At 61.2% G+C, this 15,103-nt stretch carries 13 protein-coding genes; 7 read left to right on the top strand and 6 right to left on the bottom strand.

Going from position 1 to position 15,103, the window contains the following annotated elements; all coding sequences use genetic code 11:
- Nucleotides 1-11: 11 nt before the first annotated feature.
- From D8M21_RS09770 to D8M21_RS09760, 3 genes are read right to left on the bottom strand one after another with little or no spacing between them, the layout of a single operon-like run.
- Entirely contained in the window at nt 12-2,363 is a 2,352-nt protein-coding gene (locus tag D8M21_RS09770; RefSeq protein ID WP_048680788.1) for a GNAT family N-acetyltransferase, read from the bottom strand.
- Complete coding sequence (locus D8M21_RS09765; RefSeq protein WP_048680790.1) at nt 2,360-3,679, bottom strand: lysine N(6)-hydroxylase/L-ornithine N(5)-oxygenase family protein; 1,320 nt, start codon at nt 3,677-3,679, stop codon at nt 2,360-2,362. Before D8M21_RS09765 ends, D8M21_RS09770 begins: the two co-directional genes overlap by 4 nt.
- Nucleotides 3,676-5,208 (bottom strand): pyridoxal-dependent decarboxylase, encoded by a 1,533-nt coding sequence (locus tag D8M21_RS09760; protein ID WP_048680792.1) that lies wholly within the window; start codon nt 5,206-5,208, stop codon nt 3,676-3,678. Before D8M21_RS09760 ends, D8M21_RS09765 begins: the two co-directional genes overlap by 4 nt.
- A gap of 340 nt (nt 5,209-5,548) precedes the next feature.
- Between D8M21_RS09760 and D8M21_RS09755 the strand changes: the two genes are divergently transcribed.
- The 3 genes from D8M21_RS09755 (at nt 5,549) to D8M21_RS09745 (ending at nt 7,806) form a co-directional block, all read left to right on the top strand.
- On the top strand, nt 5,549-6,013 hold the full coding sequence (locus D8M21_RS09755; RefSeq protein ID WP_126855839.1) for a hypothetical protein: 465 nt from the start codon (nt 5,549-5,551) through the stop codon (nt 6,011-6,013).
- Between the two features lie 266 nt (nt 6,014-6,279).
- Complete coding sequence (locus D8M21_RS09750) at nt 6,280-6,780, top strand: FBP domain-containing protein (protein ID WP_048680798.1); 501 nt, start codon at nt 6,280-6,282, stop codon at nt 6,778-6,780.
- A 63-nt stretch (nt 6,781-6,843) separates the two neighbouring features.
- Nucleotides 6,844-7,806 carry a beta-ketoacyl-ACP synthase III gene (locus D8M21_RS09745; RefSeq protein ID WP_048680916.1) on the top strand — a complete coding sequence of 321 codons (963 nt, stop codon included), beginning with the start codon at nt 6,844-6,846 and terminating at the stop codon, nt 7,804-7,806.
- A gap of 21 nt (nt 7,807-7,827) precedes the next feature.
- Here the strand turns inward: D8M21_RS09745 and D8M21_RS09740 are convergent, their stop codons facing one another.
- Both D8M21_RS09740 and D8M21_RS09735 read right to left on the bottom strand, forming a co-directional pair.
- Nucleotides 7,828-8,019, bottom strand: a complete 192-nt coding sequence (locus D8M21_RS09740) for a hypothetical protein (RefSeq protein ID WP_048680801.1) — start codon at nt 8,017-8,019, stop codon at nt 7,828-7,830.
- Between the two features lie 27 nt (nt 8,020-8,046).
- Nucleotides 8,047-8,643 carry an LURP-one-related/scramblase family protein gene (locus tag D8M21_RS09735; RefSeq protein WP_126855838.1) on the bottom strand — a complete coding sequence of 199 codons (597 nt, stop codon included), beginning with the start codon at nt 8,641-8,643 and terminating at the stop codon, nt 8,047-8,049.
- 281 nt (nt 8,644-8,924) lie between these two features.
- On the opposite strand from D8M21_RS09735, the gene D8M21_RS09730 reads away from it, so the two are divergent.
- From D8M21_RS09730 to D8M21_RS09720, 3 genes are all read left to right on the top strand, one after another.
- A complete protein-coding gene (locus D8M21_RS09730; RefSeq protein WP_048680806.1) occupies nt 8,925-10,106 on the top strand; it encodes an AI-2E family transporter in 1,182 nt (393 codons plus the stop codon).
- Nucleotides 10,107-10,319: 213 nt separating this feature from the next.
- On the top strand, nt 10,320-11,108 hold the full coding sequence (locus tag D8M21_RS09725) for a hypothetical protein (RefSeq protein WP_048680809.1): 789 nt from the start codon (nt 10,320-10,322) through the stop codon (nt 11,106-11,108).
- Nucleotides 11,109-11,457: 349 nt separating this feature from the next.
- Nucleotides 11,458-12,576, top strand: coding sequence for an LGFP repeat-containing protein (locus D8M21_RS09720; protein WP_048680813.1), 1,119 nt, complete (start codon nt 11,458-11,460; stop codon nt 12,574-12,576).
- Nucleotides 12,577-12,658: 82 nt separating this feature from the next.
- Here D8M21_RS09720 and D8M21_RS09715 read toward each other — a convergent pair whose 3' ends face one another.
- A complete protein-coding gene (locus tag D8M21_RS09715) occupies nt 12,659-13,420 on the bottom strand; it encodes a phosphatase PAP2 family protein (RefSeq protein ID WP_082156747.1) in 762 nt (253 codons plus the stop codon).
- A gap of 239 nt (nt 13,421-13,659) precedes the next feature.
- Here D8M21_RS09715 and D8M21_RS09710 point away from each other — a divergent pair, with 239 nt between their 5' ends.
- Complete coding sequence (locus D8M21_RS09710; protein ID WP_048680817.1) at nt 13,660-15,069, top strand: MFS transporter; 1,410 nt, start codon at nt 13,660-13,662, stop codon at nt 15,067-15,069.
- The last annotated feature ends 34 nt before the right edge of the window (nt 15,070-15,103 follow it).

Here is a 15,103-nt window from a genome sequence, read left to right as displayed (position 1 = left end):
TGTAGCCAGGATCAGACGATCGGGTTCTCCAAGGTCCCGGTGTAAATCAAAGATCCCGAAGCATCCTGAAGATCCACCATTTCCAAGGTGTTCCGCAGCTGGAGCCGGTTCAGGCACGAGTGCCGGAATTCGGGCACGTCCAGGTCCAGCGCGCGCCGTCGCGGTAGCCCCTCGGCCCGGTACGCGTCGATGACTTCGCGGACGATCCGCCAGAAGTCTTCCTGGCCGAGCACGCCGTCCGCGTGGAGGATCCCCACCAGATGCCGAAGCACCCCGCCGAAGACGTCGGTAAAGATCAGCTGGGCAGCCTCGGCGTCGTCGATCACGTGGCGCATTCGAGAGATCTCCTCCGGCAGTTCGCGCTCGCCGATGATCGCAGCCTCTTCACCGATGTCCTTCATGAAAGCACCAGTCACCCGGCCTTCCCTCACGCGAAGAATGAGATTCTCGCCGTGAGGCATGAACGCGAGGTCGTGAACCTCGAGACAGTGGAGTACCGGCACCAGGTAGGCCTGAAGGTATTCGCGAATCCATGCGGCGGGCTGGAGCCCGGATGCTTTCATCAACTCCACGACGACCGGCCGACCCTGTGCATCCCGGTGCAACAGGGAAGCCATAGTGATGATCCGTTCACCCTCCGTCAGCTTGGGCAAGGGGCTCTCGCGCCAGAGGGCGGCCAACATCTTCTGCTGGTCGGACTTGGTTTCGGTGCGGTGGTAGGCATCCCCGGTATAGCCAACGGAAGCGTGCTCGCGCAGAACATCAAAGTTCGCGTTGCGAAGCGTCGGGTCACCGCGCACGAGATCGGCCACCCAATCGTTGATCGCCGGAGTCGCCCGCATGTACGCCGGGGATAGTCCACGCAAAAAGCCCATGTTCTGGATGGACAGCGCCGTCTTGATGTAGGAACGCTCGGGATGGCTCCTGTTAAAGGCGGTGCGGATCGATTGTTGCGGTTGGTACCAGTCGGGTGCCTCACCCAGAACCACGAGTCGATGCGCGGCGATATCCGGGGCAAAGCTAATGGCGATGCGATGCTGGAATTGCCACGGGTGCACGGGGATCCACACATACTCCTCGGGGTTAAGGCCGAGGTTCTCGAGTCGGGTGCGGAACTCCCGGCGAGTCTGCTCGGTCAGCTCCTCGGACCAGTGCTCATCCGCCGTGCTCGACGCCGAAACCTCCAGGACCGCGTGCACCTTCTGGGCTGCGACCCAAACGTAGCGGAAACGGGCGCCCGCTTCTGGGGCGAAGCTTCGGAAATCTTCCAATCCAAACCCGATACGGCCATTGGTTGCCACGAAACACGGGTGACCCTCCGTCATCGCCGCCTCGACCTGCTGAAAATCCGCGGCGACGTCGTCCCGCCGGCCTTGGGCCAGCTGGCGGGAATTCGGTCCGCCCCGGTAGTTCTTGAAAGCCGCGCTCGCGAGAGTCGAGGCGAGCTCTTCCAGGTAGGTGCCGAGGAGTCGGTCCGGAACGCCGAGTTCGCTGTGAAGCTGGGCGATGAATTCTTGGGCATCGAGGGAGAGCCGCTCCGACGTCGCCGGGTTGAGATGAACGAGTGAGGCTTCGTCAATCACCCAGTGATGGAGCTTCAAAATGTCGGCACGGTATTGGTACACGGTCCCGTCCGGCATTGGGGTCTCCCACAGCCCCTCCGAAATTTCACGCGACTCGATCAAGTGCTCGTGGTTAAACTCCTGGAGTGCCTTGGCCAGAATGTGCCGTTGGGCCGGTTCCATCATGGCCGGAGAGAGGTGCGGCGTGGGGTCGTTCGGGGCCGGGTGGCCGGCGTCGGCGGCATCGAGAATGCTGAGGGCCGCGACCTTGCCCGGCAGATCCACCTCCCGCAGGAACCGGAACCCTACCTCTTGGTTCTTTCGGGCGATGGCCTCATTGCGGGCATCCGGCTCGACGACGATGCGCCGCGCCCCCAGCTCCTGTACGCACCACTCCACGACCCGGCTCATGACGGCGCTGGTCAGCCCGTTGCGCCGTTCCGCGGGGTTCGCCGGAGGTGGAGCGACGAGCAGGTGCATGCCCAGGTCGCCCGGTTCGGCGTCGAAAACGTCCGTGAGGAGCACGCGCGCCGGATCGTAGGTTTCTGCGTAAGCAAGCGGCTGATCGCGTTCGCACACGATCCAAGCGTCTTGGGCATCATCGGAGACTATCTGAGCGAGATACTCCTCGGCCTGGCTAGGGGTGATGTCTTGCATCTCCCAGTAGTGAGAGGCCGGATGGGTGAGCCACCGTGCGAGGAACCCTGCGTCGTTGGCCGGTCGGGCCGCACGAAGGGTCAGTTCCAGGGTTTTGGATGCGTGCCCAGTCTGGGGCGTCTCGGTCTGAATGCTCGTGGTCACTTGATCTCCTCCGTCGCGGCGGTGAGGCCGAAGGTTTGGAATGCGATGTCGTGTTCGATGGGGTAAACCTCGCGTCCCAAGATGTTCTTCAGAATGATCGCGTTGCGCCAGGGGCCCATGCCGAGGTCCGGTGCGGTGAGGCCATGCGTGTGTTCCTCGGCGTTCTGCACGAACAAGCGACCACCGAGGGTATCGACGTGGAATTCGAGGTCGACGTCGAAGCGTCCGGCCTCGTCACGGCGGATCAGGTGCTCCACTGGACGAAGGAACTCCGGGTCACGTGGGGCGTAGCCGGTGGCCATGATGACCTGTTGTGCGCCGCGCTGCGTCGTCGTTCCGAGCTCCTCATGGTGCAGGGACAGCACGATCTCGTCTCCGTCCGCGGAGGGCTCTGCCCCGATGACGGCGGTGTTGGTGAGCAGGGTCGTCGGGAGATCGCGCTCAAAGGACTCGCGGTAAAGGGCTTCGTAGACGTCGTCGATGGTCGTCATGCTGATGCCCTTGTAGAGCCCACGCTGCTCGCGGCCGAGCCGGTCGCGCCGAGACTCCGGGAGGGAATGGAAATGGCGAACGTATTCCGGAGAGGTGAGTTCGAGGGTGAGCTTGGTGTCCTCCATCGGGAAGAACCGGGGAGAGCGCGTGATCCAATCCAGCTGGTAGCCGTGGTTGCGCTGGTCAGAAAGGAGATCCAGGTAGATTTCTGCGGCCGACTGCCCGCTACCGACCACCGCAATCGACTCGGCGGTGACGATCTCCTCGCGTTCGTAGAGGTACCGCGAGGAATGCCGTGCGCCGGATTCGAGTCCGGAAAAGACCTCGGGAATGCGCGGTCCGGTTCCGATGCCGGTGACGACGTTCCGAGCCAGGTGCTTTTCCACGCCCTGCGCGGAGAGCGAGGTGACCAGGAAGAGATCCTCGGCTTCCACGTATTCGACCGATTCCACGCGATGTTGCCACCGGAGGTTCGGCAGCTGCCCGGCGACCCAACGGCAGTAGGCGTCATACTCGCGCCGCAGAGGGTGGAAATCCTCACGGATGTAAAAGGAATACAAGCGGCCGGTTTGCTTGAGCCAGTTGAGGAAAGAGTATGGAGAAGCAGGATCCGCCATCGTCACCATGTCGGCCATGAAGGGAACCTGAATGGTGGCGTCGTCGAACATCACCCCGTGATGCCAAGCGAATCCGTCGTTCTCGTCCAGGAACAGGGCCTCGACGTCGTCGAGCGGCTCGGAGAGGCAGGCCAGGCCCAGGTTGAACGGTCCGATGCCAATGCCAATGAGGTCGTAGACGTGGTGTTCCGTAGGTGCGGGGTTCATGCGTGGCTCTCCTCGGTGGGGTGGGGGAATGGGCGCGTGGTTCCGAGGCCGGTGTTGCCGCCCAGGGAAGCGCGTTCGTGTAGGTCGGCCGCCAGATCGGCGACGACGTTCAGGCGATCCATCAGGTGGTCGATCCGGACGTCGGGGTTGAGCAGGGTCAGTTTGAGGGCGGGCCTCCCGTCGAGCACGGTCTTCGCAACGAAAAGCCGTCCGGATTCCAGGAAGTGGCGGCGGATCGGGGCCACGAGAGCGTCGGCGTCCGCGTCACTCACTCCATCCGGTTGCCAACGGAAGATCACGGTGGAGAGGTCGCTTCCCGAGAGTAGGCGCAGCGTCTCGTGACACTCCAGAAATTCGCGGGTTTCACGGGCCACATCGATGACCTGATCTATGGACTCCCCGATGGCGCGCGAGCCGGTGCCACGGAGCGTCGCGAAGAGCTTGAGGGCGTCGAATCGGCGGGTGGTTTGGAGCGACTTATCCACTTGGTTGGGTTCGTCGGACTCCTCCGGGTTGAGGTAGTCGGCGTGCCAGGTCCCGAGCCGGAAATCTTGGCGATCTCGCAGGATCAGTGCCGAGGATGAGACGGGCTGGAAGAAGCCCTTGTGGAAGTCGATGGTGACGCTGCGGGCCCGTTCGATGCCCGCCAGCAACCCGCGTCGTGTCGGCGAGACCAGCAGGGCCCCGCCATAAGCGGCGTCCGCGTGTAGCCACACATCGTGGCGCTCCGCGATATCCGCGATGCGGGGCAAGGGGTCGATCCGGCCGCGGTCGGTGGTGCCCGCCGTCGCGCAGATGGCCATGGGGACTCTGCCCTCGGCGAGTGCGGCGGTCAGTCGGTGCTCGAGGGATTCGGGGTCCATGCGGCCCTCCGAATCGGAAGCCACGGTCACGACGGCGTCGTCGGCCAGGCCCAACAGCAAGGCCGACTTGTCGACGCTGAAGTGGCTTTCTTCGGTGGTGAGGACGACGAGACCCGCTTGTCTCTCGCTACGCTCCCGGCCGCTGAACCCCGCGAGGGCGGCCTGACGCGCGAGAAACAGGGCTTGAAGGTTCGACTGGGTGCCTCCAGACGTGAAGATTCCGTCGCCCTGAGTGAAGCCAATCTTTTCGGCCGCCCACGCGAGGACATGGCGCTCGATGAGGGTCGCCACGCGGGACTGGTCGTAGGTGTCGACGGAGGTGTTAACCGAAGCCAGAGCCGTTTCAGCGGCGACGGCGTTGACGTCGACGGGGCAGTTCAAATGCGCCAGATAGTCGGGGTGGTGGAACCAGACGGCTTCCTGAAGATAGAGGGAGTCGATTTCCTCGATGGCTCCGGCTCCACCGACGGGCTCGGCATCGAGGTCCACGGCATCCACGCGCCGTCGCAGTTCGTCGAGGGGGGTTCCCGTGGCTGGGCTACTCACGTTTCGGAAATGCTCGGCCACGCGCTCGGCCATGTCGGTGACGCGGTCACGGTATTCGGTAGCCGAACCCATGCCTAAAAGGGTTCGTTGCCCCGCGAGCAAAGTCTGTGCAGAAGTCAATTTTAGGTAAGCCTATCCATAGCGAATCGGTCAACTATGAAGCTAGCAGAGGGGTGGAAGCCGAATCTAGTGGGCGTCGTGCCTGATGAGATTGGCATTCGAGGCTCGAATAATGGTTGTCGAGCCGGTGGATATTAAGGGAATAAATGTGTCAGTAAATCGGTGGAGTGTGGTCCGGGAGGGTTGGGTATTTGGGGGTCGCTTCGATTCTGGAATTCAGTGGGGCTGATAACGGTTTGATCAAGAATTTCGGGAGTTATTTACGCCCCAGAAGAGCCCCCGTAGATTGAAAGAGATATCCATGTCGACGGTCACGATGCGCGCGAAAGGAAACGATGCTGTGAGTCAGCAGAAGTTGGGTCAGGGCATGGCGTATGCCGCGGCGGTTCTGCTGCTCGGAGTGGTCTCGGCATTGCCGGCCGTGCTCGTGGGTCTCCTCCCGTGGATCGCCGGTATGTCAACGCTTTTGAGGCCCCTAGGGGCCGTTGTGGTCTCCGTGGTGATCTACTGGGTTGCCTATGCCGTGGAGAGTCCGGTTGAAGGAATCGTACGAGCCTACTCAGGGCATAAATTTTTGGGGACCATCGTTTCTGCGGCAATAGCCTTGTGCATTTATTGCGTGGGATACTCCATGATTTCCGGGTCCTTCTTGTACGCATTGTTGCAGGCCATCATCGTTCATCTCGTCTATGTATTGCTCTGGCGATGGATTCGCTCCCGCCACCAGGGGAGTGATCGGCGTCGGGTAACGCCTCCCGCGGATTCCGGAGACAGGACCTCCGAGGGGTTCCCTAGTGGCACTTGACCGCAGTGTCACAATGGAAATGTGACTTGGATAAACACTTATGCCTCCGGGCGTCAGGAGGGCGTCGGCGGTCTGACCGCCGACACTAGATAGCTCTGCTCCGAGCCGGCTGCGCGATGTCGCTGACCGGCCAGTAACTCGCGCCTGAAAGCTTGAGGCCGGGCGAGGCTCGTGAGGCCTGCCCTTCGTCGCATCAGTGCGCTTTCCCCGGAGCTTTCCGCGTTGGGCGAAGCTCTACACACCACGTCACAAAGGTTTATATAGCTATGTATCACCCCACCGAATCCGAGATCCGCAAGAGCTTTTTCAACTGCACCAAGGGCGTCGCGAGTCGGCTGAACCTTCCCCAGAACCTCTCCGCAACGGATTGGGAGCGGGAAATTTTCCTCGGCTGGGTCGATCCGAAGGCCCCGCAGACTGGGTACATCGTCGTCGAAACCGAGCACGGTCTTCGAGGGATTGTTCTGCAGAAAAACACGCGCAAGCCCAAAGGTGGAGCCCAAATGTGCCAGCTGTGCATGACGTTGCACCCGAACAGTGGGGTTGCGATGTACTCCATTCAGAGCAGCAAATCCGCCAAGGACCGCTACAGCTCCGTGGGTACCTATATCTGCGATGACCTGCGGTGTAGCGATTACACCTGGGGCATCAAGAGGCCCGCCGGTGTTCGGCAGATGGAGGAAACCCTCACCCCAGAGGATCGTGCCGACCGAACTCGCCGGAATGCCATTGGGCTGATTGAACGGGTTGCGGACAAGATGTCCTAGGCCTCAGCGGTGTTTGACCCCGAGCATTCTTAGCTCGGGGTCGAACACAGTAAACTCGTGGGCATGCCCATCCAACAGCCTTCCACGCAGCACGGTTCACGGATCACAGGCCTGGGTCACTACCAGCCTGAAAAGATCCTGACGAACTTCGACATCGCCAAGATGGTCGACACCAACGACGAATGGATCCAGACCCGAACCGGGATCGTCGAACGCCATATTGCCGCTGAGGACGAAACCGTTGCGGACATGGCCGTCGCTGCGGCGCGCATGGCCTTGGAAGACGCCGGCATTGACGACGTCGATATGGTCGTCGTCGCGAGCACCACGTCCACCGAACGCAGCCCCAATACGGCGGGACGCGTGAGCCAGCGTCTCGGGTTCTCGTCGCCGGCCATCATGGATATCAACACTGCCTGCTCCGGTTTTGAATATGCCGTGGGCATCGCCGACCAGGCTATTCGCGCCGGTTCGGCAGAGAGCGCCGTCGTGATCGGCTCGGAGACGTTAAGCAAGGTGACGGATTGGACAGATCGTCGCACGTGCATCTTGACCGCTGATGGCGCCGGCGCCGTCGTCCTCCAGAAGTCCGAGGAACCCAAGGTCAGTCAAACTCTGTGGGGCTCGGTGCCTTCCATGGCCGACGCCGTCATCATCGCCGGCGACCCCTCAACGTTCACCCAAGACGGACGCCAGGTCATGCGTTGGGCCTTCACCGACGCCGCGAAGCAGGCGCGGAAGGTCGTCGACGCCGCCGGCATGACGATCGACGAAATCGACGTCTTCGCCTTCCATCAAGCAAACCTGCGATTGATCGAACCGCTTGCCAAGGCGCTGAAAGTCACGGACGAGCAGGTATTGATTCAGGATGTCGTCGAGTCGGGGAATACCTCCGCGGCCAGTGTGCCCTTGGGGCTCTCCAAGTACTGGCACCGCGGTGATTTGCCGCGCGGAGGCATGGCGCTACTGCTGGGCTTTGGCGGTGGATTTACCTACGCGGGCCAGGTCGTTCAGCTCCCCGAGTAACCGACACGCTCTCCGGCAGATCTATTCGTAGAGATCAGTCTCGCTGGGTGGCTTGCGACGGCTCGACATGGTGGAAAAGTGGTCGCCGCCCCATAGGGTCATGGCGGCGCCGACCGGAAGAACTGCCAACCCTGGCACCCAATGCCCTACCAAGAGCAGGATGACGGGAATCACCAGGAGAAGGATTCCGATAATGCGAACGGTATTTGCCATGGTGGATCGCGTTTCCTTCAGGGTTAATCAGTTGTTGCGGGACTGCTTATTGCGCATGAGGTCGAGCGCGACCATCCCTCCGATCAGGCCGAGCCGGTCGAGGGGGCGAACGTCTGGGCGGATTTCCAGGGCGTAACGACTATGGCCCAGGAGTCCCCGGCCGAACCCCGCCCATTTGCGGGTCGCGCGGGCGATTTCGACGCTGTCGACGTCGGCGGCAAACTCCATCGAGAATGGCTTGCCGGAAAGTGTGATGGTCGAGGCGCCGGAGATTTCGACCGTCGCCCTCAGCGCCATGACCGTGAATCGCTTTCTGATGAGGGCAAATTGCTGGCCGCTGGGATCAGCGAGCTGATATGAATCCCGCATGAAGTCCATGGGATCGGTGATGCCCATGAGGAACTGACCCGCGGCATCGACGACCGTAAAGGACCGGCTTCCGACGAGCCAGCGAGGCCCGGCGTCGTTGGTTGTACTCACGGTGGCCAGGGAGGCTCCGGACTCGTCCAAAATGTCGAAGTCGTTGGACATGAATCCGGTGACCTGTTGCATCACCAGGGTGTTTCGTTCGAGGAGTGGTGACCGCGGAGGCCCACCAGGCTGTGGCATGTGTTGTGGTTCCATGCCTTAGATTATGGGTTATTTCTTCTGTTCATGGGGGTATGATCCATGAATCTACTGAGGGCCTCAAAGTATCCGGTCTGCGTGGTCCTTCCGGTGCGGTTGCCCCTTTCCGTGCAGGAAGAATGTCGCGACGTCGCACGTCAGGTTGTGAGCAGACGTTGCGTCGGCCATCGTCACTCCTCCCCGGAAACAGCCGGCTCTCGTAGTATTGAACCCGCGGGTACGCCGAGCCCATCGTGCCGAGACGCGTGAACCATAACCGGACGAACAGAGGAACACCCATGGCACAAGCATCTCGCGAGGTCGAAAGGCCACAGGGCGGATCCACTGCCGACTACGGCCTCGAGCCTCCTGCGCCGAAGCAGTTGTGGAAAGATTCTTTTGGTCGCGCCGCGATTCGCGGACTCCAGATCTTGATCGTGGCAGGCACGGTGGCCCTGGGGATTTGGCTGGTGGTCACCCTGAAATTGGTGACCCTCCCTCTGCTGCTCGCGCTCATTATCGCCAGCGCCATGCACCCGATCATTCGGATTCTCCGTCGGGCGCGATTCAACCGTGTTTGGGCCGCTATTACCGCATTGCTGGCAATCATCTTGGCTCTTGCGGCCGTGATTTCTTCGGTGGTTATGACGGTCATTTACGAATGGTCCGACCTGGCCGTGCAGGCACAACAAGGCGTGGACAAGCTGTTCACGATTCTTGAGGGTTGGGGTATTCCCCTGGATAACACGCACATTCAGGAATATCTCCACAAGGCGACCGGGTACCTCCAGACGCACGACGCCAGCACCAGCGCCGTCGAAGGCTTCACCGTGGTCACCGAGCTGATCACTGGGGCGTTGCTCATGGTCGTGATGCTGTTCTTCTTCCTCTTGGACGGCCCCCGAATGTGGCAGTTTATTCTGAGCTTTGTTCCGGCTCGTCTGACGCACCGGGTCGACGCCGCAGGTCACGCCAGCGTGCATGTGCTTGGCCGGTACATCCGAGGAACGGTCATCATTGCCGGATTCGCGGCTATCGTCGATCTCATCGCCATGCTCGTCATGAAAGTGCCCCTGGCATTCCCCCTGGCTGCGATGATTTTCCTGAGTGCATTCATCCCCATCGTCGGTGCGTTGGTCACGGGAATTGCGGCAGCTCTGGTGGCCTTGGTGGCGGCGGGTCCGGCCGCTGCGATCGTGTTGGTGTGCGTGGTGGTCGTGGTCAACCAGGTGGAGCATCACGTTCTACAACCCAAGGTCATGGGTTCTGCGTTGAGCTTGCACGGAATTGTGATCATCAGCGCCTTGGCTATTGGTGCTCACCAGGGTGGCGTTGCAGGTGCTCTGCTATCGGTCCCGTTGAGCGCGGTGATCTGGGCTAGTTTCAAGGCATTCCGAAGCACCCGTGGAATGGTTCCGCAAGAGTCCAACGCCGAACCATCCTCAGATGCGGGAGCGCCTGAGGAGCTGGAGGCCGAATAACCGAGCACGACGTCGCATTGCTCGGGCGGCATCTGTATTCGCCGTGTGAATAGTGTGCGGTGCATCAACCGGAAATAATTAGAATTTTGAGTACCATGTGTTTCGCGGATCCTCAGTAGGGGGATCCGCCCACGGTAGATGTCGGTGCTATCCATGCCCGATGCGTACCGGGGTTCATTCTGTCGCCTATTTGAAGCACCTTTTGAACGAAACATGACAACATTGAATAAACCATCCCCCGAGTCCTCGGGGATTAGTCGACGTACCGTTGCTCTCGGCGCCGCATGGTCCTTGCCCTTGATGACCGCGGCTGCATCGGTTCCTGCGCAGGCTGCGAGCTCACACTGCAATCCAATCGTCATTTACGACGGCGACATTCGCTATCACTGGGGCGACGTCGGCAACTATGGAACAACCACGCAGGTTTTGCGTACCAGCGGCGGAAACGTGACCATCGTGAATCTGCCGCACGATGTCACCGTCGAAATGGTCGTTATCGACAATTACATCCAGCGTCGCGCATCTGAATACTCCCCAGGTCCGGGAGCCTTGGAGCCAGACCATCGGTTGGCAACGTTCAGCGGAGAGCATGCCGGAACCAGGCCGGGAAATTCTTGGGAAGCACGTCAGAACAACACCACGAATAACAGTTATGAGTTTGACGTCACCGCCATGTATCCAACCCGCGCGAGTGGATTCGATCCGTACGTCGTCCTGTCGAATCCCCGCGACGGGGTGCCCGTCAGGTTCAGTGACGGAAACGTCACCAGGGCGTGGAAAATGAGGTACACCTGGAACGCATGGCGCAATAGGCTCCCCGTGTATTCGCCAGGACAAGGCGGGTGTAAGAATTTCTCTACGGGATGGTCGGGGCACTTCAACGTGACCTATCGGGACTTGCCCCGAACGTATAGGTATCAGGGCTCGGCACCCTTGGCCCGGGCGGAAATAACCGCAACCCTGAGCAATGGTCAGAAAGTCTACGGATCGGTTTCCAGTTAATGACCCCACGCGGTCGAGGCCTCTACGGCGCTTTCGAGATGTGGGTGGAGGTCTCGACCGCTTGTTTGCGACGCAGATCCTTGCGCGGATTCGGCCTCAGATCATGAGGCTGACAGGCTCCATGGGCGACCCACCCCTTGGTGTTGCTCGATCCTCGGCGGAATGTGGCGAGAGATTCGGGAAAGAAACAAAAACTCCTTTAGTTTCAAGGGTTTTCCACAGATTTTGGTGTTTTGGGGAAATTAAAAACTTGGTGTCATGAACGCGAAAACGATATGTCGTGGCATAGATTATTCTGTGATCATTCCTGATCTCAAAAACTCGCACTCAAGAATCACAGAGGACCCCCATGCGTCATCGCATTAACACCGCCCTAACGACGGCTTTGGCCGTCTCCGCCCTGTCCCTCGGGACGCTGACCGCGCCGGCCCAGGCGGCAGAGGCTTACCCGGTGCACGGAGCCATCGCCAGCGCTTACCAAGACCCAGAGGTCAAGGCCGAGATGGGAGCCGCGGCCGGAGCCGAGGACAGTCAGCCTAACGGTGACACCTCCCAGGACTTTGACGGCGGAACCATCTACTGGATCGACAACGCACCGGCCATCGCGGTCAAGAACGGTGCAATTCTCTCGTTCTATAAGCAGAATGGCGCACTGGGCTCCAAGTATGGCCGTCCCATGACCCCGGAAGAGCCTTATCAGGCCGGCCAGCGCGTGAAGACCTATAACAAAGATACCGGTCAATGGTATTGGCTGACGTGGTCCCCGAACACGGGCGTCGTCCCGGTGCTGACCACCGGAGGCATCGGTGGCTACTGGGAGCGCAATATCGCGCGCCTCGGCTCCCCAGTCTCCCCCGAGACTTGCACCGACAACGGTCAAGCATGCTCCCAGACCTTCTCTCGCGGAACCGTGACCTGGTCGGTTAAGACGCCAACCAGCGAGGTGCGCGGCGGGTTTAACGTCTACTACGTGAACTCGGGTGCGGCCCGTGGCCCTCTCGGGGCAGCGCTCGGGAACGAGACGCCGATGTCCAACGGCGGTGCGGAGCAAAAATTCGTGTCCGTGGATGGCCGGTCCCAGTCCCTCATCTGGAACCCCAAGAGGGCGAAGGCAAGTGCGGTGCTGACCAACGGTGGGATCAACGGGGTGTGGCGCGAATTCGGTCGTGAGCGCGGAGGCCTGGGCTTCCCGACCTCGGATGAAATTTCCCTGACGGCTCAGAATGGCGTGTACCAAGATTTCGACGGCGGCAAAATCTACTGGTCCCCCGCGACCGGCGCCCAAAAGATTCAGTGGGGTGGAATCTACGACGAGTGGGCCGTGAAGGGCTGGGAGAACGGTAGCTGGGGATATCCGACGTCGGGATCCTGGCTGGAGAACGGCAAGTGGATCCAGAATTTTCAGGGCGGCCAGGCCGTGCAGAATTCGGATAACAAGGTGACCTTCACCGCGTGGGCGCGAAAATAGGCGGTAGTGCGAAGGGCATCCCGATGCTCCACGTGAGGTGGAGGGGAATCGGGGAGGCCATGTGGGCGGGGCGTCGCGCCTTCTAGTGCGCGACGTTCCCCGATGGGGCCTTGGCCGCCCGGAACTGAGGGCTCGACGCGCTGCGATCGTGTGTCTCGGGGCCTTTGGGTCGGCGGGCGGTGAGCCGATGCCAAGTAGAGCTCCTCCTGCTCCATTTCGCCTCCACCACGGAGGTGAGGGCGAGGGCCATTCCGATGCCGATCATGGTTCCGGCCAGGGTGTCGGTGAACCAGTGCACGCCGAGGTAGAGCCGCGATCCACAGACCACAGCGACCACGCAGGCTGCGATCCCCCAGGTCAGCGACTTGGACCTTGCCCGTTGCTGTAGCTCGTGGGTGATCACCCATGCCGCCGCGAAGGCCAGGGCAGCGGTGCCCGTGGCGTGCCCGGAGGGGAAGCTGAAGTCCACCTCGTTGACCAGGTGGTCGATAAGCGGTGGCCGGGATCGTTGGAAAAGCAGTTTAAGCACGTAGGTAACGAGAGCCGAGGCCGCCACCGAGCAGAAAATGTAGGCCGCCGACTTCCACATTCCCGTGCGCCACCACAGCACCAGCGCAACGACAACCGAGATCGCGATCGTGCCGACCGGGCTGAAGACGTTGGTGACCATGGTCATCCATGCTGTGAAAGCCGGCGTGCGGTTCTCGATGAACTCGTCCAGGATCTTGATGTCCCCCGCGGTAACGTCCGTCGTGTGGACGATGGTACCGATGGTCGCGGCGAGGATAACCATGACGGCTCCGACCAGCGCACGCTTAGCCGGAGACAAGGTGATTGTGTGCATGGATTGATTGGACCACGGGTTGCTATCAAACAGCTGTGATTATTCGTGAAGGTAGCCAGTAATCCAGGGGAGTGAGCACTGGACCCGTTCACGACGGCTTGAGTCTGACCTTCTTTGGGCGCCATGCAGCGGGTGTGGAAGTGTTGGTGGTTCGCATTGCGAACGCGTGTTCGACTTGTGTTCTCCGCCACGTTTAGGCTGATGCGAGTTCTATCACCACCGGTCTAAAGGTCAGGTTCATGTCTACGTCTTCCGCTGCCGACACCGCTGTCCAGCCGGGCAAATCCCCTGGGCGCGCCGCGTTCGCTGGGTGGATCGGTTCCGCGCTCGAATATTACGATTTCGCGGTCTACGCGACCGCCGCCGCGGTCGTGCTCAACCACATCTTCTTCCCCGAGGGGAACGCCGCCGCTGCCGTCCTCCAATCGATGGGCGTCGCCGGCGTCGCCTACGTGGTGCGACCGTTCGGCGCGCTGATCATGGGGCCGCTCTCGGACAAGCTCGGACGCAAGTTCGTGCTCATGATGACCTTGTTCCTCATCGGCGGGGCGACCTTCGGCATTGGGTGCCTGCCAACCTACGGGTCCGTCGGAATGCTCGCGCCGATCCTGCTGATCCTGTGCCGGGTCGTTCAGGGTCTGTCGGCGGCCGGCGAGCAAGCCTCAGCCATCTCGATGTCCCTCGAGCACGCCCGCGATGACCAGCGAGGGCTCATCACCAGCTGGTCCCTTCAAGGCACCCAGGCGGGGTCTCTGCTGGCCACCGCGGTGTTTATCCCTTTCACCTCTTTTCTGTCCGAGGAGCAGCTCTTCGCGTGGGGATGGCGCGTGCCGTTCTGGCTGTCGGCGTTCGTGGTCCTTGCGGCGTATCTGATCCGGCGCAAGCTCGAAGAACCCCCGGCCTTCGAGAAGATGGACAAAGAGGAATCCGTTCTGGACAACGCGGCGCCCCTATCCATCGCGTTTCGGTACCATAAGTCCGCGATTCTTCGCGTGGCGATCTGTGCCCTGGTGAATACCCTCAACGTCGCATTTACGGTCTGGGCGATCTCTTACGCGACCAACGGCGTCGGGATCCCGCGCTCGACGATGCTGTGGGTTCCCGTGGTGTCCAACGCGGTGGGGCTCGCGGTCATCCCGCTCTCGGCCATGGTCTCTGACAGGGTGGGGCGAAAGCCCGTGTTCGTGGCCGGGGCGTTGCTCTCCGGGGCGACGATGTTCCCGTTCCTATCGGCCGTCTCTCACGGGAACATCCCGCTGATCTTCGTCTTCGGCGCCCTGATGCACGGTGGCTTCTACTCCTTCTCGAACGCCACCTGGCCGTCTTTCTATGCCGAGATGTTCCCGACCAACGTCCGATCGACCGGTCTGGCCTTGGGAACCCAAGTGGGCTTCGCTCTGTCGGGAGGTTTCGTCCCCGTCATTGCTGCGGCCCTGAATGGCCAGAACATGGATAACTGGGTCTTGCCTGCGATCTTCGTCTTCGTGGTGGGTCTGTGCGTGGCCGCCGTCGCGATGACGGCCAAGGAAACCGCGCGTCGCCCGTTGGCCGACATCGACAGTCTGCACATGTCTCGCACCGAAGCCCTCGAAGTGGTGCGGCTTGATCAGAAGGTCAAGGTCACGGTTCAGGAAGCTCCCCGCGACTGAACGAGATCGGCACGAACAAGGCCGGTTCGGCGAA

The sequence above is a fragment of the Kocuria sp. HSID16901 genome, from assembly GCF_003989425.1.
In the GTDB taxonomy this organism is placed as follows: Bacteria; Actinomycetota; Actinomycetes; order Actinomycetales; family Micrococcaceae; genus Rothia; species Rothia massiliensis.
The sequence above is the reverse complement of the archived record's forward strand: the minus strand, read 5'-3'. Positions and strand labels throughout refer to the sequence as shown.